General features: G+C 63.3%; 15 protein-coding genes. 5 read left to right on the top strand and 10 right to left on the bottom strand.

Annotated elements, in window-relative coordinates:
* Positions 1 to 89: 89 nt before the first annotated feature.
* Together PAN31108_RS23765 and PAN31108_RS23760 are read right to left on the bottom strand one after the other, a co-directional pair.
* The gene (locus PAN31108_RS23765; RefSeq protein ID WP_150671230.1) at positions 90 to 1,046 is read right to left on the bottom strand and encodes an isoaspartyl peptidase/L-asparaginase family protein; all 957 of its coding nucleotides are present in this window, start codon (positions 1,044 to 1,046) and stop codon (positions 90 to 92) included.
* The gene (locus PAN31108_RS23760) at positions 1,043 to 2,188 is read right to left on the bottom strand and encodes a MurR/RpiR family transcriptional regulator (RefSeq protein ID WP_246184120.1); all 1,146 of its coding nucleotides are present in this window, start codon (positions 2,186 to 2,188) and stop codon (positions 1,043 to 1,045) included. Before PAN31108_RS23760 ends, PAN31108_RS23765 begins: the two co-directional genes overlap by 4 nt.
* 493 nt (positions 2,189 to 2,681) lie before the next feature.
* Here PAN31108_RS23760 and PAN31108_RS26530 point away from each other — a divergent pair, with 493 nt between their 5' ends.
* Entirely contained in the window at positions 2,682 to 3,059 is a 378-nt protein-coding gene (locus tag PAN31108_RS26530) for a hypothetical protein (protein WP_174995125.1), read from the top strand.
* Here PAN31108_RS26530 and PAN31108_RS23750 read toward each other — a convergent pair.
* The 3 genes from PAN31108_RS23750 to PAN31108_RS23740 all read right to left on the bottom strand — a co-directional run bounded on the left by PAN31108_RS23750 (position 3,033) and on the right by PAN31108_RS23740 (position 6,036).
* Positions 3,033 to 3,590 carry a YggT family protein gene (locus tag PAN31108_RS23750; protein ID WP_150671229.1) on the bottom strand — a complete coding sequence of 186 codons (558 nt, stop codon included), beginning with the start codon at positions 3,588 to 3,590 and terminating at the stop codon, positions 3,033 to 3,035. The genes PAN31108_RS26530 and PAN31108_RS23750 overlap by 27 nt on opposite strands.
* A 64-nt stretch (positions 3,591 to 3,654) precedes the next feature.
* Entirely contained in the window at positions 3,655 to 4,800 is a 1,146-nt protein-coding gene (locus PAN31108_RS23745; RefSeq protein ID WP_150671228.1) for an enoyl-CoA hydratase/isomerase family protein, read from the bottom strand.
* Positions 4,801 to 4,902: 102 nt separating this feature from the next.
* Positions 4,903 to 6,036, bottom strand: a complete 1,134-nt coding sequence (locus PAN31108_RS23740) for an acyl-CoA dehydrogenase (protein ID WP_150671227.1) — start codon at positions 6,034 to 6,036, stop codon at positions 4,903 to 4,905.
* Between the two features lie 507 nt (positions 6,037 to 6,543).
* Here PAN31108_RS23740 and PAN31108_RS23735 point away from each other — a divergent pair.
* The 3 genes from PAN31108_RS23735 to PAN31108_RS23725 all read left to right on the top strand — a co-directional run bounded on the left by PAN31108_RS23735 (position 6,544) and on the right by PAN31108_RS23725 (position 10,279).
* Positions 6,544 to 8,205: an acyl-CoA synthetase gene (locus tag PAN31108_RS23735; RefSeq protein WP_150671226.1), complete on the top strand. Its 1,662-nt coding sequence runs from the start codon at positions 6,544 to 6,546 to the stop codon at positions 8,203 to 8,205.
* Between the two features lie 109 nt (positions 8,206 to 8,314).
* Complete coding sequence (locus PAN31108_RS23730) at positions 8,315 to 9,082, top strand: SDR family NAD(P)-dependent oxidoreductase (RefSeq protein WP_150671225.1); 768 nt, start codon at positions 8,315 to 8,317, stop codon at positions 9,080 to 9,082.
* A 186-nt stretch (positions 9,083 to 9,268) separates the two neighbouring features.
* Complete coding sequence (locus tag PAN31108_RS23725; protein WP_150671224.1) at positions 9,269 to 10,279, top strand: AraC family transcriptional regulator; 1,011 nt, start codon at positions 9,269 to 9,271, stop codon at positions 10,277 to 10,279.
* A 152-nt stretch (positions 10,280 to 10,431) separates the two neighbouring features.
* On the opposite strand, the gene PAN31108_RS23720 is transcribed toward PAN31108_RS23725, so the two are convergent.
* The 3 genes from PAN31108_RS23720 to PAN31108_RS23710 all read right to left on the bottom strand — a co-directional run bounded on the left by PAN31108_RS23720 (position 10,432) and on the right by PAN31108_RS23710 (position 14,548).
* The gene (locus tag PAN31108_RS23720; RefSeq protein WP_306440168.1) at positions 10,432 to 11,763 is read right to left on the bottom strand and encodes an MFS transporter; all 1,332 of its coding nucleotides are present in this window, start codon (positions 11,761 to 11,763) and stop codon (positions 10,432 to 10,434) included.
* A 211-nt stretch (positions 11,764 to 11,974) separates the two neighbouring features.
* Positions 11,975 to 13,069 carry a porin gene (locus PAN31108_RS23715; protein WP_150671223.1) on the bottom strand — a complete coding sequence of 365 codons (1,095 nt, stop codon included), beginning with the start codon at positions 13,067 to 13,069 and terminating at the stop codon, positions 11,975 to 11,977.
* 675 nt (positions 13,070 to 13,744) lie between these two features.
* A complete protein-coding gene (locus PAN31108_RS23710; RefSeq protein WP_150671222.1) occupies positions 13,745 to 14,548 on the bottom strand; it encodes an IclR family transcriptional regulator in 804 nt (267 codons plus the stop codon).
* 782 nt (positions 14,549 to 15,330) lie between these two features.
* Here PAN31108_RS23710 and PAN31108_RS26525 point away from each other — a divergent pair.
* Positions 15,331 to 15,726 (top strand): transposase, encoded by a 396-nt coding sequence (locus PAN31108_RS26525; protein ID WP_039366796.1) that lies wholly within the window; start codon positions 15,331 to 15,333, stop codon positions 15,724 to 15,726.
* A gap of 215 nt (positions 15,727 to 15,941) precedes the next feature.
* Here the strand turns inward: PAN31108_RS26525 and PAN31108_RS23700 are convergent, their stop codons facing one another.
* Positions 15,942 to 17,048: an NAD(P)/FAD-dependent oxidoreductase gene (locus PAN31108_RS23700; RefSeq protein ID WP_150671220.1), complete on the bottom strand. Its 1,107-nt coding sequence runs from the start codon at positions 17,046 to 17,048 to the stop codon at positions 15,942 to 15,944.
* Positions 17,049 to 17,140: 92 nt separating this feature from the next.
* Positions 17,141 to 17,347, bottom strand: a 207-nt coding sequence (locus PAN31108_RS23695; RefSeq protein ID WP_206093596.1) for an electron transfer flavoprotein subunit alpha/FixB family protein, incomplete at its 5' end; no start/stop codon positions are given.

The following is a 17,347-nucleotide window of genomic DNA, read 5'->3' as shown; positions in this document are numbered from 1 at the left end:
CCGATACTGGTACGCGCAGCCGCGTATGGCCTCGCGCCGTCCTGCCCGAACGTCCGGTGACGTCCGGTGACGTCCCGGGACATCCGGCCTTACTCGTGAATGGCCGTCACGGGCGTTTCACCAACGCGCGCCACGCCGCGGTACATCCCTTCCGTATTGAACGGCAGCGCCACATGACCCTGTGCGTCCACGGCGATCAGCCCGCCGCGGCCGTTCACGCGGGGCAGACGCTCGCGAATCACGCGCTCGGCGGCGTCCGCCAGCGACAGGCCCGCGTAGGCCATCAACGCGCCGACTTCATAACAGGCGACGGCGCGAATGAACGCCTCGCCCGTGCCCGTCGCCGACACGGCGGCGGTCGCGTCGTTGGCATAGCAGCCGGCGCCGATGAGCGGGGAATCGCCCACGCGGCCGACGGCCTTGTTCGTCATCCCGCCCGTGGACGTGGCGGCAGCCACATGGCCGTGGATGTCGCAGGCGACCGCACCGACCGTGCCGAACTTGGTGTCCGGGTCGATGGGCGCTTGCCTGAGCGGCATATCGTGGTCGAGCGAGACGCTGGCACTGGCGAGCGCGCGTTGCCATTGGGCGTAACGGGCCTCGGTGAAGAAGTACTCGGGGTCGACCAGTTCCGCGCCGTTCGCGGCGGCGAACGCTTCCGCGCCTTCGCCCACGAGCAGCACGTGCGGGCTGCGCTCCAGCACCGAGCGTGCGGCGAGAATCGGGTTGCGCAGGCGATGGACGCACGCGATCGCTCCCGCATCGAGCGTGGCGCCGTTCATGATCGCGGCGTCGAGTTCATGGGTGCCTCCATGGGTGAACACGGCGCCGCGCCCGGCGTTAAAGCGCGGACAGTCTTCGAGATGGCGCACGGCTTCGGTCACGGCGTCGAGCGCCGAGCCACCGGCGGCGAGCACGGCCTGCCCGGCGCGCAGCACGTCGGCCAATGCCTCGTGATACGCCTTGACTTCCTCGGGCGGCGTATCGCGGCTGATCGTTCCGGCGCCACCGTGAATGGCGATCACGGCACGTTGGGTGCGACTCATGATGCAGTGTCCTTTTTTCTTTCGTTGCCGCCTGCCCCGAGGTCGGGAAGCGCGTCGCTTGCAATGGCCGCGGCGGCACAGCCGGCGCTAAGCGGTGCGGCCGACAGGTTCGAAACGTTCGCAGGCGCCGACTTGGGTGCGCCCGGCGTGGTGGCGGTCTTTGGCGCATTGGCCAAGCGATTGGCCGAGGCGTTGGCGGGTGCATTCGGCAACATCAACGACGACGACGACGACAACGGCGACGACGGCGATGAAGCCGACGATGACGTGGAGTCGATCCACGGCAGCAGAAAATCGGTCAGTTCGGTGGCGCGGTCGACCGCGTGTTTGGCACGTTGTGCGACGGCATCGCAAATCGCGTCGATCACCGCCAGCACGCTCGCCTCGGAATTGCTCGACAGGCGGGGTTTGCTGCGCACGAACATCACGATATCGCCGAGCGGCGCCAATGGCGACGTGGGGCTGTCGGTCAGCACCATCACCGGCACCCCGCGTCCGCGCAAACGGCGGCATAGCGTAACGGTATCGGATACGTAACGTGGAAAGCCGAGCGCGATCACCAGATCGCCCTCGCGCAGCTTGAACAACTGGCGCGCGGCATGCGTCGAGCCGCCCGCCCCGACGACCGATTGCACGTTCTCGCAATATGGGTCGAGGCCGTGGTGCAGCAAGCCGGCGAGGTATCCGCTCGCGCCGAGGCCGAGCACGTAAAGGCGCTGCGCCTGCAAGATCGCATCGACGGCGCGCTCGCAGGTGGCGGCGTCGAGGGCACGGCGCGTCCATTCCAGATTCTCGATGGCCTGCGCCAGCGACGCCGCCATCACGTCAGCACTGGCGCTCGCCTGCGCCTTGCTCGTGCGCAGGCTTTCGATGGGTGCGAGCGTGGCCTCGTAGCCACGCACCATCGCCGCGCGACATTGCGGATAGCCGTCGAAGCCCAGGGCCCGCGCGAAGCGATTGACGGTGGCCAGCGAGACGCCGACCGCATCGGCAAATTCGTCGATCCGCATGGTCGCCGCGCGAAACGTGTTGTCGAGCACGAACGCCGCCATGCGCTGTTGTGCAGGCGTGAGTTCGGGCATGGCTCGCACGATGCGCTCGGTGAGCGGCAAGTCGGCAGACGGCGAATCGGCGTCGATCATGGATAACAGTCATCGTTCGGAGTAAAAGAAAGTATATTTTCATCACCACCCCGTCAAAAGAAAAAAAATAGTTCAAATGCAGCCAGCCGGTCCGCCGAGCACGAGGCATTTCCCTTACCCATCCCGCAAACCCTGTCAAAACAAGGGGGACGGGCCACAGTCGTACGCGAAAAACGGGCATACTAGGGGAAACCCGAATGCACGAACTTGCCGGCGGCGTTGCGATCCGACGCTGAGGCCACGAGGTATCGCCCGGTGGATGCCGACCGGTCTGCAAAGCGGCGCCGGATCACCGTGATGCGTCGGATAGCCGGCGTACACGACCGTCGCACCACGTCATGGGAAAGTCATCGCAAAGTGACAGGACCGCCTGGGGAGGCCGGGTCGGAGGCGGGTCGTAACGTGCAGTAAACATGGCGTAGTCGCGGGCTTACATCTGCCCTTTACCCTGACTGCGTTGACATGAAAGCCATTCGCCTCAAGGAGCATGACCATGCTGAGCCCGCATGAAATCGCCACGCTGTTATTGGCGGCCGCGTCGCTGGGTCCTATCGATGCCGATGCGCTCGAACCGCCCGACCTCGCGGCGCTGGAGCAAGCCCAACTGGTGCAGGTCGCGGTAGACGAGGGACAAACGAAGGTGAGCGTGACCGAAGACGGTCATCGGGTGTTGCGTCGTCTGGGATTGGAACGCTCAGGCGGGGAGCGCGGGCCGGCGTCGCATCTGGCGATGCGCGCCCGCGCAGAAGATAACACCCTCAATTCGCCGATCGGCCGCGACTTGGCGCAGCCGATGGAAGGCCGGCAGGCAGCGTCGCTGCCGGCGGACGCTTCGGGGAAAACGTCAGAGCATCGCGAAGAACAGGCTTAAGCGCGCGAGCACGATCAGCAGAATCTGCATCAGCAGGAACAGCCCCAACGGCGACAGGTCGAAGCCGCCGACCATCGGAATGACGCGGCGAATGGGGCGCAGCAACGGGTCGAGCAGGTGCTGGAGAATCGGCATGGCGGTCGCGCGCGGGTTCACCCACGACAGCACCGCCATAAGCAGCGTTAGCCACATCACGAGATTGGCGCCCCACTTGGCCACGAGCACCAACGCCACCAGCAAGCCACGCGGAAACACCGAGATCGGCGACACCCCCACCACCGCTGTGATCAGCACGAGATAAAGCATGGCGGCCAGCCATGCGCCGATCACGCACGCCCAGTCGATGCCGCCCACACCCGGCACGACACGCCGCAACGGCAACACGATCCAGTTAGTGAACTGGAATACCCCTTGTGAGAGCGGATTTCTCGGCGGCAGCCGTGTCGCCTGCATCCACACACGCAATAGCAACAAAGCGCCGAATAGCGAGAAAACAAGGTCTAGCAGCAGACGGGCGATTTCGACGAGCATCTGGACTCCAACGGGTTGTGCGGTCCCCCGCAAAACCGGCATTGTCGCATGCGTTTGCCCGAGTTCAACCCCTGCTCACCGCGCTATCGCCCAAGGCCGCCAGTGGATGCTCGCCCGCTGGCCACGGGCAAACGAAGAACGCATCGACTTGCGCCGTCGGCACCTCAGCCAGCGAGGGGTATCGCCAGCGCGGTTGCTTGTCCTTGTCGATCAGCAACGCGCGGACGCCCTCCACGAAATCACCGGACGCAAATGCGTGATAGCCCAACATCAACTCCATGCGAAAGGCATCGGCCAGATCGAGACGACGGCCCTTCTGCAACTGCCGGTCCGTCACGCACAGACTGAGCGGCGAACGCTGCCGCAGGAGCGTAAGCGTCTCGGCAGCCCACGAACTTTCGGTATCGGTGCGCAGCGAGGCCACAACCCCCTGAACGTCCGGCGCGCTGAAATGCCGGTCGAGCGTAGCTCTTACCCGTGCGAGCGGAGCAGCATCGGTCCATGTGCGGCCCAGCGGCAAGATGGCGGCGCGAAGCGCTGCCAGCAGGTCATCGGCCTGACGCGCATGAGCGCCATCCGGCCATTCGAACCGTCGCAGCACCTCATGCACCGCTGCCGGGGCATCGCCTTCGAGCCATACGTCTGCCAACCCGCAGTAAAGCGCGTCTGCCGCTGTGATCGTCGCGCCGGACAAACCGAGATAGCGCGCGAGCGTGGGTGCCAGATGTCCGAGGAACCAACTGGCGCCGACATCGGGAAACAGTCCGATCCCCGTCTCAGGCATTGCCAGCCGTGTTCTGTCGGTCACGATTCTCAGCGCCGCGCCCTGCGCGACGCCCATGCCACCGCCCATCACAATGCCGTCGAGCAGGGCGATATAGGGCTTCGGGTATCGGTGAATCAGGTAGTCGAGCCGGTACTCGTCGATGAAAAACGTCTGATGACGATCGGCGTTGCTTATCCGGCTCTCGTACAACGCGCGCACATCGCCGCCAGCACAGAACGCCTTCTCCCCAGCCCCTTCGATCAGCACGGCGCGCACCGCAGGATCGTCGACCCACGCGTTGAGCTGCCGCCACATGGCACGCACCATGCCATGGGTGATGGCGTTCAGCGCTTTCGGCCGATTCAGCGTGATCACGCCAAATCCGTTGATCACATCGAACAACACCTCATCCTGCGCATCGATCGCGCTATCGTGCAAACTCACTCGTCCTCCTCGTGACGCTGAAGGGTCGGGATCGACAGATTTATTCTCTCGCGTTGGCCTCACGCGGCCGTCCCGGCGAACCGGTGTACGCCCGAACGGCGCTCAATCGAGCGCGCGGGCAATGACTTGCCGCTGAATCTCGCTCGTGCCTTCGTAAATTTGGGTGATGCGCGCGTCTCGGTAATAGCGCTCGACAGGATAGTCTTCGAGATAGCCGTAGCCGCCGTGAATCTGGATCGCGTGCGTGCAAACCCATTCGGCCAGTTCGGACGCGAACAGCTTCGCCTGCGACGCCTCGGATAGGCAAGGCAACCCCTGCGTACGAAGGGCTGCGGCGTGAAGAATCAGAAAGCGGGCCGCGTTGATACGCGTCGTCATGTCCGCCAGCATGTTCGCAATGCTCTGATGCTCACGAATCGGCTTGCCGAACTGCTGACGCTCGTTCGCATACTTCAGCGCCGCTTCGAATGCCGCGCGGGCCACGCCGAGGGCCAGTGCGGCAATCCCGATGCGCCCGCCCTCGAGATTGGACAATGCGATTTTCAGCCCCTGCCCCGGCTCACCGAGCAGGGCCTCGTCGCCGACCTCACAGTCGACGAGCGTAATCGGACACGTGTCCGACGCCCGGATGCCGAGCTTGTGTTCGGGGTGTCCGACGTCGAATCCCGGCGTGTGGGTCGGCACGATGAACGCCGAGATGCCGCGCTTGCCCGCCGCGGGATCCGTGACCGCGAAGACGATCGCGACTGCGGCACGCTTGCCGTTCGTCACGAACTGCTTGCTGCCGTTGAGTACCCACTTGTCGCCACGGCGCTCGGCACGGGTTCGCAAGTTATTGGCTTCCGATCCGGCCTGCGGCTCGGTGAGACAAAACGCGCCGATCTTCTTGCCGGCCGCCAAATCCGGCAGCCAGCGCTCACGCTGGGCATCCGTGCCGAATTTCAGAATCGGTGCGCACCCGACCGAGTTGTGGACGGACATCATGGTCGCCGTCGAAGCGCAACCGGCCGCAATCTCTTCCATTGCCAAGGCATACGCCGTGTAGTCGGTGTACGACCCGCCGTACTGCTCCGGCACCATCATGCCGAGCAGCCCCAGTTCGCCCATCTGCGCGACCATCGCGTCGGGCAATGCACACTCACGGTCCCACTGTGCGGCGTTAGGTGCGAGTTGTTCGGACGAAAATGCGCGCGCCATGTCGCGGATCATGCGTTGGTCTTCAGTATAGAAATCCATATCGGTCTCCTGCGTCGTGGCGTGATCCGCCCCCACCGGGGACGAATCGCCGACGTTCATGCCATGTCGATGGATCCAGTGTAGGGATCGCAGCGCGTTGGCACCATAGCCAAAAACGGCAAATTGGATGAGCGGAATTGCCATCGGAATCGTCTGTATGCCGATCCGGACAAACCCTTGCTGCCCGCTTTCTCGCCATATCCCGCTATATCCCCCCACATCCCGCCGCCCCCCCACCGCCCCCCGCCGCAGGGCAACGCCCCCTGGCGTGCGGCGGCGGCGCGAAATCCCATATCTGCGGAGTGGATAAATCCCTCACAAACTCTGACCCGTTTGGGCATTGCCTGCCGCCGAGGCCACGCATTAGCATGAATTTCGCCTTTGCCCGTGAGCGCCGCGTCCATTCCCATCCACAGACGGCGCCAGGGGCAGCCGACGACGCGCATCGAGGTCCTTTTGCATCATAGACGCGCCCGCCGGCGAGCATCTGACAACAGGAGACGACCGATGACTGCGGATTACGCCCAAGCCTACGACGCGTTCGACCTCGACGCTACGGTACGCGCCACGCTCAGCGGCAACCTCGACGCCATGAATGCATGCGTCGAGTGCTGCGACCGTCACGCCATGCCCGGACGCATCGCCCTATTCTGGGAGGGCAAAGACGGCGCGAGCCAGACATGGACCTTCAAGCAATTGCAGACGCTGTCGGCGCGCTTCGCCAACTTCCTGCGCGAACAAAGCGTGCAACCCGGCGACCGCGTGAGCGGCCTGCTGCCGCGCACACCGGAATTGCTGATCACGATCCTGGGCACGTGGCGGGCGGGCGCCGTCTATCAGCCGCTCTTTACCGCATTCGGCCCCAAGGCGATCGAGCATCGCCTGCATGGCGCCCAAAGCAAGCTGGTGGTGACCGACCCCGCCAACCGTATCAAGCTCGACGACGTTGCGAACTGCCCGCCGGTCGTCACCGTCAGCGGTCCGCGCGGCGAGGGCGTGCGACGCGGCGACTTCAGCTTCTGGCATGAAGTCGAGCAACATGACGCGGCGTTCACACCGGTAATGCGTCGCGGCGACGATCCTTTCCTCATGATGTTCACGTCCGGCACGACAGGCGCTGCCAAACCGGTCATGGTGCCGCTGCGCGCGATCATGGCGTTCGTGGGCTACATGCGCGACGCCGTCGATCTGCGACCGACCGACACGTTCTGGAATATTGCCGATCCGGGCTGGGCGTATGGGCTTTACTACGCCGTCACGGGGCCGCTCGCGATGGGCATTCCCACCACGTTCTACGATGGTCCTTTCAATGTCGAGAGCACCTGTCGTGTCATCCACAAACTCGGCATCACCAATCTCGCCGGATCGCCTACGGCCTTCCGTCTGCTGATCGCCGGTGGCGACAAGGCGACCGCATCGGTCAAGGGCCGTTTGCGCGCCGTGTCCAGCGCCGGCGAGCCGCTCAATCCGGAGGTCATCCGCTGGTTCGCGGAACATCTCGGCGTGACCATTCACGATCATTACGGCCAAACGGAACTAGGCATGGTCGTGTGCAATCACCATGCGCTCGCCCACCCGGTGCAGACCGGCGCAGCGGGTTTTGCATCGCCCGGCCATCGCGTCGTCGTGCTCGACGACGACGGGCGTGAGTGTCCCGTCGGCACGCCGGGCGTGCTCGCGCTCGACCGCAAGCGGTCGCCGCTGATGTGGTTCGGCGGCTACTGGGAGCGCGAGACGCCGGCATTCGTGGGCGACTATTACCTGTCGGGCGACACGGTCGAGCGTAACGCCGATGGCAGTATCAGCTTCGTAGGCCGGAACGACGACGTCATCACCTCCTCGGGCTACCGTATCGGACCGTTCGAAGTGGAGAGTGCGCTGATCGAGCATCCTGCGGTGATCGAGACGGCCGTGATCGGCAAACCGGACCCCGAACGCACGGAGCTGGTCAAGGCGTTCGTAGTGCTGCATGCACAGTTTGCGCCGACCGATGCGCTCGCCCGCGAATTGCAGGAACACGTTCGCCAACGACTGTCCACGCATTCGTACCCGCGTGAAATCGAATTCGTCACCGAGTTGCCCAAGACGCCGAGCGGCAAGCTCCAGCGCTTCATTCTGCGCAACCAGGAGATCGCCAAGACCTCGCAAACCTGGGCCAGCGCGGCATGAGCGCATATGAATGTCGACCGAAAGTTCGCCTGAACGTCGAGTGAACGTCGCGCGAACGTCGAGTGAAAGTCGCCAAGCCACTCTCTAGCCTTTATCAGGATCGCTACGCATGCAAATCAAGGATCGCGTTTTTCTCGTCACCGGCGCATCGTCGGGTCTCGGCGCCGCCACGGCGCGCATGTTCGTCGACGCCGGCGCCAGCGTCGTGCTCGGCGATATCAACGCCGAAGCCGGCGCAAGCCAGGCGGATGCGCTGGGCGACGCCGCTCGCTTCGTCGCCACGGACATTACCCGTGAAGACGATGTGCAGCGTCTCGTCGACACCGCCCAAAGCGCTTTCGGCCAGTTGAACGGTGTCGTCAATTGCGCAGGCCTCGTCATCGGCGAACGCATTCTCGGCAAACAGGGCCCGCATCGACTCGAGAGCTTCGCTCGCATCGTCAACGTCAATTTGATCGGCACCTTCAACGTGCTGCGCATCGCCGCGTCGGCCATGGCGCAAGGCGCGGCCGATGCCGAAGGCGAGCGCGGCGTGGTCGTGAACACCGCATCTGTCGCCGCGTTCGACGGCCAGATCGGACAGGCGGCCTACGCGGCGTCTAAAGGCGGCGTTGCAGCGCTCACGCTGCCTGCCGCACGCGAACTGGCGCGCGTGGGCGTGCGCGTCGTGACGATTGCCCCGGGCATCTTCGAGACGCCGATGATGGCCGGCATGACGCCGGAAGTTCAGGCGGCGCTCGGCGCGTCGGTGCCCTTCCCGCCGCGGCTGGGACGCCCGTCCGAGTACGCCGCGCTCGTGCGTCATATCGTCGAGAACACCATGATCAACGGCGAAGTCATTCGCCTTGACGGCGCGCTGCGCATGGCGCCGAAGTAAGCCGTCGAAGCATCGCAATCTCCGCCGCGAACGACGTCGCGGACGAGTGCGTAAGCGACGTCACCTGCGAATTCGGAATACGCCGATCCGCTTTTCGGACGGCGCCGGAAGCGTCATCATGGGCCGCACTGCTAGAATTCCTGCGTCCCCCTGCTATGGCATTGCACCGGTTCCGAATCGCGACGCATGGAAAAAGGCAGCATTTCGATACATTTCGTGGTCAACGCATTGGCGCACGTCGAACGACTCGGCGGCGATCCGGCGGCATTGCTGCACGCCGCCGATATTGCACCGTCGCTGCTCACGCATCCGCAAGGCCGCGTGTCGGCGGATCGTTATGCGCATCTGTGGCGCCTCATCAGTGTGGCGCTGGACGACGAATTCTTCGGTCAGGATTCGCGTCGCATGAAAGTGGGCAGCTTTGCCATGTTGTGTCACAGCGTGGTTGCCTGCCGCACGCTGGAGCAAGCTTTGCAGCGCGCCGCCCGTTTCTTCGGTTTGCTGCTCGACGATCTGGAGATGCAACTGGTGCGCGACGGCGCCCTCGCCCGGCTGGAAGTCCACGAGCGTGCAGATGCCCGAGCGCCACGCGTGTTCGGACATGAAACGCTGCTGATCCTCTTCTATGCGCTCACGTGCTGGCTGATCGCGCGTCGCGTCACGCTGAGCACTGCGTACTTTGCCTACGATGAGCCGGTGTACAGCGACGAGTACCGAACCATGTATTCGGCACGTCTGATCTTCAACGCCGCCCATACGGCCATCGAGTTCGACGCAGCGTGTCTCGACCTGCCGGTCGTGCAAAACGAAGTCAGCGTGAAGGACTTCCTGCGCGCCGCGCCGGGGAACATCATTCTCAAGTACAAGAACACGAAGGGGATGGTGGCGCGGGTGCGGCGGCGTCTGAAAACCATGCCCACGGATAGCTGGCCGGCGTTCGAAGCATTGGCGGGCGAATTCCATACCACCCCGTCGACACTGCGTCGCCGGCTTGAGGACGAAGGTCAGTCGTACCAGTCGATCAAGGATCAGTTGCGACGCGATCTCGCCATTCACGCGCTTTGCCACACGTCCAAGCCAATGCTGGAAATCGCGCTGTCGTTAGGGTTTGCGGACCCCAGCGCATTTTTCCGTGCTTTTCGCAAATGGACGGGGGCACGGCCGGGCGATTACCGGCGTCAGGCGGCCGAAGCGTGAGGTCGATGTTTGGGATCGCGCGCGGCCACGCCGGTCGTATCGGGACCGGCGACGCATCACGTTGTGTCACGTTCCGTCATGGCAATGTCGCGACCGCTAGCAGCGCGTGACGTCGGGCCAGGGCGATGCGCGTCGGCGCCCTTCCCCTTGCGCTATGCGCCGTCCCAACGCTCACGCGGTTCGCGCCCGGCATCGACGGTGCGGCTTTCGCCGTCATCGTCGTCGAGTTCGATACGTTTCACTTCGCCAAGCAGCAGCAGATAGCACAGCACACCGGCGATCGCGAAGAGGCTGATGAGGCCGAGCGCCCAGCCGAACGAGCCTGTCGCTTTCACAATGAAGCCGATCGCGATTGGCGTGATGATGCCTGAGAGGTTCCCGGCGAAGTTCACCGCGCCCCCCGTGATACCGACCATGCCCTTCGGCGCGATGTCCGCCACGAGCGACCACGACGCCGACGCCACGCCTTGCGCGAAGAACGCAAACGACATGATGGCGATCACCAGCCAGTTGGCATCGGTAAGCACCGTGAGCGACATCGTCGGCACGAGCAGCAGCCCGGTGACGATGGGCGTCTTGCGCGCGGTGCCGACCGCCACGCCACGGCGCAGCAACCCGTCGGAGAGCCAGCCGCCGCAGACCACACCGATGGACGCGGCCAAAAACGGCACCGACGTCACACCGCCCGCCTTGAGCACCGTCATATGCCGCTCGGTCATGAGGTAGGTCGGAAACCACGTCAGGAAAAAGTACAGCGACGAGAGCGACGCGAACTTGCCCACGCAAATCGCAATGATCTGACGATTGCGGAACAGCACCAGCAGTTTGCGCCACGGAAATTTCTGCGATGTCGCGCGTGCTGCCGGTTTCACTTCGACGAGCGCCCCACCGCTACGAATGTGGTCAAGCTCGGCGGCGTTCGCCCACGCGCACTTGTCCGGATCGCGATAGCCAACGAACCACACGCCCGCCCAGACGATGCCCAGCAAGCCGGTCGCATAGAATATTTCGCGCCAGCCCCATGTGTGGGCAATCCAGAACAGCACCGGCGTGAGCGCGGCCATGCCGATGTATTGACCAACCAGATAAACGCTGGTCGCCACGCCCCGCTCGCGTTGCGCGAACCAGATCGAAACCACCCGATTGTTCACAGGAAACGTCGGGGCTTCGGCGACACCGACACCCAGTCGCATGCCGAAGAGCGTGGCAAAACGCGATGTGAACCCCTGCATGAACGTGAGGATCGACCAGCTGAGGATGGCGACGCCGTAAATCGCGCGCGTGCCGAAGCGGTCGATGACCCAGCCGCCGGGAATGTTCGCGATCACGTACGTCCACGCGTATGCGGAAAAAATGAAGCCCAGTTCGACGGGACCGAGTCCGAACTCCTGCTTGAGCATCGGCGCAGCAACCGACAAATTGGCACGGTCGACGTAGTTGATGACCGTGCCGACGAAGATCAGAAAGAGCATCCAGTAGCGCACGCGCGATGGTCGTTGTGAGAACGCGGCGCTCGGGGACAACGAAGACGACGAGGACGACGAAGAGGAGGAAGCGTTCAAAGAGGACGGAGGCAGAGAACCTGACATATTGCATCTCGTAATGTGCGGCGGCGCCCGAGGATCGCCGCCGAAAACCTGCCGGCATCGACATCGATGGAGCCGTCTGCGACGTTGGCCCCGGAGACGTCGCGACTTAGAAACTGTGATACATCCCGACGCGCAGCAACATCTGATCGTGATTGCTCGACGCGCCGATCGGATACGACGCGGCGTGGTGGTCGCCCGTCGCGGCGATATACGTCACTTGCGCCTGCAATTGCGTACGCTTGGAGAGCGAATACAGGTCACCCGCTTCGATCTGGTTGTAGTGCGTGTGATTGAACGACGAATACGAATACCCCAGCGTAAGCGCGTTCGCTTCCGTTACCCGGTACTCCGTGCCAATGTCGTAATTGAACATGTTGCCCGAGCCGCCCGGCGCACGGACTTCGCTGCGGGTGTACAGCGCGTGCACGTTCCACCGCGACCACAGACGGTACGAAGCGCCGATACCGGTGTTGTTCACGGCATCCGATTTGAAGACATTCGTTGCGGACAGCGCCGACTGCCCGAAGATCGACGAGATGCCGAGGCGCGAGGAGAAATCGAACGTCCGCTTGTTGATGCTCACGTAAGTCGCGGCAACGGACAGCGGCCCGTTGTCGTACTTCACATAGCCCCCGACGGTGCGGCCCAGCGCGTTGCCCCCGGCGAAGCCGTACATCAGACCGCCGGTCAGCCCGTGAAAACTGGCGCTGTGCCACTTCACCGCGTTATCGATCTGCGACGAGTTCGCCAGATTGTCGAGGTTGCCCGGGTGATAGGCATACAGATTGTGCTGCCAGAAGCCGTTCGAATAGCGAATCGAGACGTCTTGCATGAAGTCGGTCTGATGGCCGATCGACACCGTGCCGAACCGGTCGCCCGCGAGACCGACCCAGGCCTGACGATTCCACTCCACGCCACTGTTGATCAGCGCACCGGTGCTCGTATTGAAGCCCTGCTCCAGTTGGAAGACAGCCGAGAGGCCACCGCCGAGGTCTTCCCGTCCCTTCAGGCCGAAGCGATCGGGCTGGCCGATACCGGCGTCCATTTTGAACAGACGTCCGCCGCCCTGATTGCTCACATAAGTGAGGCCGTCGTCGACCGTCCCGTAGATCTGTAACGAACTGCCTGCGGCATGTGCCACGCCAGCGCACGTGAGTCCCAGCCAGAGGCCGGCTGCGCCGATACTGCGTCTCTTCACCATCCACTCCTGTTGTGCTTCCTGATGCTTTTTGGGCGCTTTACCCCCTGTACCGACAGCGTCGATGCCCTACGTCACGTGTCGGCCGATGCATCATTTTTGTCTCACTTATGAAACATTTGTTAATATGCGAGACAATTATGGCGAAGTGAATTCAACGAGACAAGCAGAAAATAAGTAAGCGTTTATTGAGAATGCGCAGATGCTAATCAGAAAGGTGTCGCGCGTCTGCGGAAAAAAATCGAGGGTGGACTCGGCCGGCAAACCGGCGCGAGCCATGCACGCGGCGGTAAAAGATAAATAAGAGATAAATAAGAAATAAGACAGGGCGTGACCGCACGCCGGCGCGACAACCCGATCGGGAGATCAGCGCAGCGAGGTCGCGGGAAATGCACGGGAAATGGAAACGCGAGACGGCGCCACCATCGTCCGCGGAACAAAGTGAAGATGAAGGACGCCGAGGTGAGGATCGCTACCGACACGACAGCGCCACCCGGGCGCGATGAACGGCAAAGCGCCACCTTCCACCGATAACCGCCCCGGAAGCCCCACGGCGCACGAAAGCGAAAAAGTATGGCGCAGGCTTAGCGGCAATCGTCGGCGCTATGACGCTGCGCGACCTTTATGAAGCCGCGACATCAGCGGGCCGGTCACTGGCGCCGCCCCGCCATTCCAGGATCAGCTCAAAACCCCGGCCCGCTCGGCCCGATAGTTCAGCTTGTGCGATAGCTCGTCGGCGGCGGAGACAACCTTCTCGACGATGCCGTTCTCGAGCAGATCCGCTTCGACGCGAGCCTGCGGAATCGTCACGCTGATGACGGCGACGATCTGGCCACGATGATTGCGCACAGGCGCGGCAATCGTGGAAATGTTCTGCTCGAAGAAGGCCTGACTCATGCTGTAGCCACGGGCGATGTCTTCCTGCACGACACGGTGAAGGGCATCGACGGTCGTCGGCGTATGCGCCGTGAACGCTTCGAGTTTGCGCTCCGGATAAAGCTGCTTGAGCGACGGCAGCGAGTAATCGCCCAGCAGAATATGGCCGACGGCGGTCGCATGCGCAGGCAAACGCGTGCCCACGCGCACCGTGCCGAACACCAGTTCACGGCTCGCCGCCTTCGCAACGAAGACCGCGTCGCGCTGATCGAGAATCAGGATGTGACTGGAAAAGCCCGTGGCATCGCGCAGTTTCTCGATCACCGGCGTGCCGAGATCCGTCAATTCGAGCGAGTTCAGGTATTCGAAGCCAAGACGCAGCACCGCCACGCCGAGCCGGTAATGGCGATCGTCCCCGGCCTTCTCGATGAAGCCCTCCGCCTCGAGCGTTTGCAGCAGACGAAAAACCGTGGAACGCGGAATGTCCAGACGCCGCGCCAGATCCGCTCCGGCCAGCACCGGCTCACGCGCCGAGAAAGTCATGAGAATGCGCAGGCCGCGCTCCAGGCCCGGGACCGAGTATTTGTTATCGCTGTCGTTGCTCATGCCGTTTGCGCACAATGGCGCCGACCGGTGTGCGGCGATTCCGCGCAGCCGATAGACGATATTCATCGAAGGCGCACATTATAGGCCACGGTCCCGCCACACGGCCATGACGGAAGACCATGACGCCACCGGGCCACTTCATCGAAAAACTTTCTCACCAGGCGAGACACGGTTGCGCCGGCGTCAATGCCCGGTTGCGATGGGTTGCGCCCGTTCTCGCGACACAGTGCCCTATCGGAGCGCAGTCTGGCACTCATCTAGGGCAGGCGACCTGACATTTCGCGTCGTTCCGAACCCCGTCCCCTTCGGTGCACCCCATGCACCGCAATGGGGGTAATTCCGAAGCGCGTCGACCCCCGCTTTTTGTCATGATTGCGCCTGCAAGCTTGACAAGCTGGCGCATGTGGAGCGAGACACCCTGGCCGGGGCCGAGAACAACAAACGATCCGGACTGGCCAAAAGGCACGTATTCCTTTTCTCCTGACGCTTTTGCGATTGCCTATCCCAATAGCCACTCAGGAGCTGCGCCCACCTGCCAAGTGGGCGTTTTTTTGCTGGTCAAACGCTCCCTTCGCAGTGTGGTTCGACCCGCCCGCGGTGTTCTTCACGAGAGAACCCGATGTCCTGGCATGCTTGTTGCTTGTATTTCCAGCATCGGGGATCGACGCCGCCTTGGCCGAGTTTTGACGATAAGTACGCACCAGATTGCACCGGTATGTGCCAGATCGCGAAGCCCGGACTCGCCCCTTGCGGCGCCTCCGTTTGTTTTGGGTCGAGGTGTTATGTTTACTGAACTGAGCGACGTTGAATGGCACGCCCTGCGTGATCTGATTTGCGACCGACCGGTCCGTACGGAACGACGCGGACGCCCTCAAGTCGAGCAGCGCACGCTGACCAATGCTGTCTTGTGGGTGCTGTTCACTGGCGAGAGCTGGTCCAAGCTGCCCATGCAGTATCCCTCCGTGCCGACCTGCCGTCGCAAACTGAATGAATGGCGCGAATCGGGCATGCTCGATACGATCCTGAAACGCCTGCAACAATCGGGACGCGATATCAGCGCCTGTGCAGGTCAAATCAGCAAGCCGGCCCGTAGCACCCCGTGTGGCGACACCGATCGCCTGCGCGGTGTGTTCTGGACGAATCCGGCGTCGTGGAAGCCGCCGGTGGCCATGCGCTGATACATGCGATTGTGGGTGTGCTGACCCGCACACCGGCTCACGCAGGTCTACCGATGCAAGGATTTCCGCCGACAGGAAGGTTGCGCAACGCTCGCAACACCGTCGTCGGGATATCACGGGGTTAGCCAGATAGCAGTAATAGCAGTCTGATGGCGAGATGTGGCCGGGCGGTCCATCTCGCGAATTGTGCCTCGCGACATGTACGATGTGTCGCGTCAGGAAAGCGCTGCGCGTACCGCTTCGGCAATGGCCAACGATGCCGTAAGCCCCGGCGACTCGATACCGAACAGGTTCACGAGTCCTGCCACGCCGTGTACGTCAGGTCCATCGATTCGGAAATCTGCCGCCGGTTCTCCCGGTCCGCTGATCTTCGGTCGAATGCCCGCATAGCCCGGTTGCAAGGCGCCATCCGCCAGCGTCGGCCAATAGCGCCGAACCGCTGCGTAAAACGCGTCGCCATCCGACGGGTTCACCGTGTAGTCGATCTTGTCGACCCATTCGACATTCGGTCCGAAGCGCGCCTGACCGCCGAGATCGAGCGTCAGGTGAACGCCCAGCCCGCCGGGCTCCGGCACCGGATAGATCAGATGGGTGAACGGCGCTCGCTGCGCGCAGGCGAAATAGCTGCCCTTCGCGAAGTACCGCTGCGGAATGTGCGCCGACGACAGTCCGTCGAACCGACGCGCAACGTCCACCGCGTAAAGCCCCGCACTGTTGATCACGGTCTGCGCAAACAGTGTTGAGGTGACGCCGTCGGTCTCGACGTCCAGCGCGATGCCGTGCGGGCCACCCACGCGAGCGCCGGTCACGCGCGCGTCGAAAGCGAGCATTGCGCCAGCGGTCTGCGCATCGCCCTGCAACGCAAGCATGAGACCGTGACTGTCGACGATGCCCGTTGACGGTGAGAGCAATGCACCAAATGAGTGCAATTCAGGTTCGAGTTGCGCCACTTCCCCGGCGCTGAGCCACCGAAGATCCTCCACACCGCTGGCAAGTGCATTAGCGGCGATGGCGTCGAGTTCCCCGACCTGACGATCGGTCGTCGCGACGATCAGCTTGCCGCATTGGCGGTGCTCCACCCTATGCGACGCGCAAAACTCGTACAGCCGATGCTTCCCCTCGACACACAGCTTCGCCTTCAGCGACCCCGGCGGGTAGTAGATGCCGCCGTGGATCACCTCGCTGTTACGCGAACTCGTGCCCGTGCCGATGGCGCGCTCGGCTTCCAGCACCACCACCTCGTGCCCGGCCATGGCCATCGTTCGTGCGACGGCCAATCCCACCACGCCCGCGCCGATCACGACGCAATCGACTTTGTCCATTGCTGTTCCCTGTTTGCGGCTCGGGGCCGCCTCGGGAACCGGGCGACGGCATGGATGCGCGCCACCCGAATTCCCAGACGGGCATCAGACGCTTACAGCGCGCCCGTGAGTTCCGGCACGACGGTGAACAGATCGCCCACCAGACCGTAATCGGCCACCGAGAAGATCGGCGCTTCCGGATCCTTGTTGATCGCCACGATCACCTTCGAATCCTTCATCCCTGCCAGGTGCTGAATCGCCCCCGAGATCCCCACCGCCACGTACAACTGCGGCGCCACGATCTTGCCCGTCTGCCCGAC

Source organism: Pandoraea anhela (genome assembly GCF_902459655.1).
GTDB lineage: Bacteria > Pseudomonadota > Gammaproteobacteria > Burkholderiales > Burkholderiaceae > Pandoraea > Pandoraea anhela.
The sequence above is the reverse complement of the archived record's forward strand: the minus strand, read 5'-3'. Positions and strand labels throughout refer to the sequence as shown.

Bases quoted from the DNA above. Each gene is read 5' to 3' on its own strand.
- PAN31108_RS23765 (WP_150671230.1), bottom strand. From the start codon at position 1,046: ATGAGTCGCACCCAACGTGCCGTGATCGCCATTCACGGTGGCGCCGGA.
- PAN31108_RS23760 (WP_246184120.1), bottom strand. From the start codon at position 2,188: ATGATCGACGCCGATTCGCCGTCTGCCGACTTGCCGCTCACCGAGCGC.
- PAN31108_RS26530 (WP_174995125.1), top strand. From the start codon at position 2,682: ATGCTGAGCCCGCATGAAATCGCCACGCTGTTATTGGCGGCCGCGTCG.
- PAN31108_RS23750 (WP_150671229.1), bottom strand. From the start codon at position 3,590: ATGCTCGTCGAAATCGCCCGTCTGCTGCTAGACCTTGTTTTCTCGCTA.
- PAN31108_RS23740 (WP_150671227.1), bottom strand. From the start codon at position 6,036: ATGGATTTCTATACTGAAGACCAACGCATGATCCGCGACATGGCGCGC.
- PAN31108_RS23735 (WP_150671226.1), top strand. From the start codon at position 6,544: ATGACTGCGGATTACGCCCAAGCCTACGACGCGTTCGACCTCGACGCT.
- PAN31108_RS23730 (WP_150671225.1), top strand. From the start codon at position 8,315: ATGCAAATCAAGGATCGCGTTTTTCTCGTCACCGGCGCATCGTCGGGT.
- PAN31108_RS23725 (WP_150671224.1), top strand. From the start codon at position 9,269: ATGGAAAAAGGCAGCATTTCGATACATTTCGTGGTCAACGCATTGGCG.
- PAN31108_RS23715 (WP_150671223.1), bottom strand. From the start codon at position 13,069: ATGGTGAAGAGACGCAGTATCGGCGCAGCCGGCCTCTGGCTGGGACTC.
- PAN31108_RS23710 (WP_150671222.1), bottom strand. From the start codon at position 14,548: ATGAGCAACGACAGCGATAACAAATACTCGGTCCCGGGCCTGGAGCGC.
- PAN31108_RS26525 (WP_039366796.1), top strand. From the start codon at position 15,331: ATGTTTACTGAACTGAGCGACGTTGAATGGCACGCCCTGCGTGATCTG.
- PAN31108_RS23700 (WP_150671220.1), bottom strand. From the start codon at position 17,048: ATGGACAAAGTCGATTGCGTCGTGATCGGCGCGGGCGTGGTGGGATTG.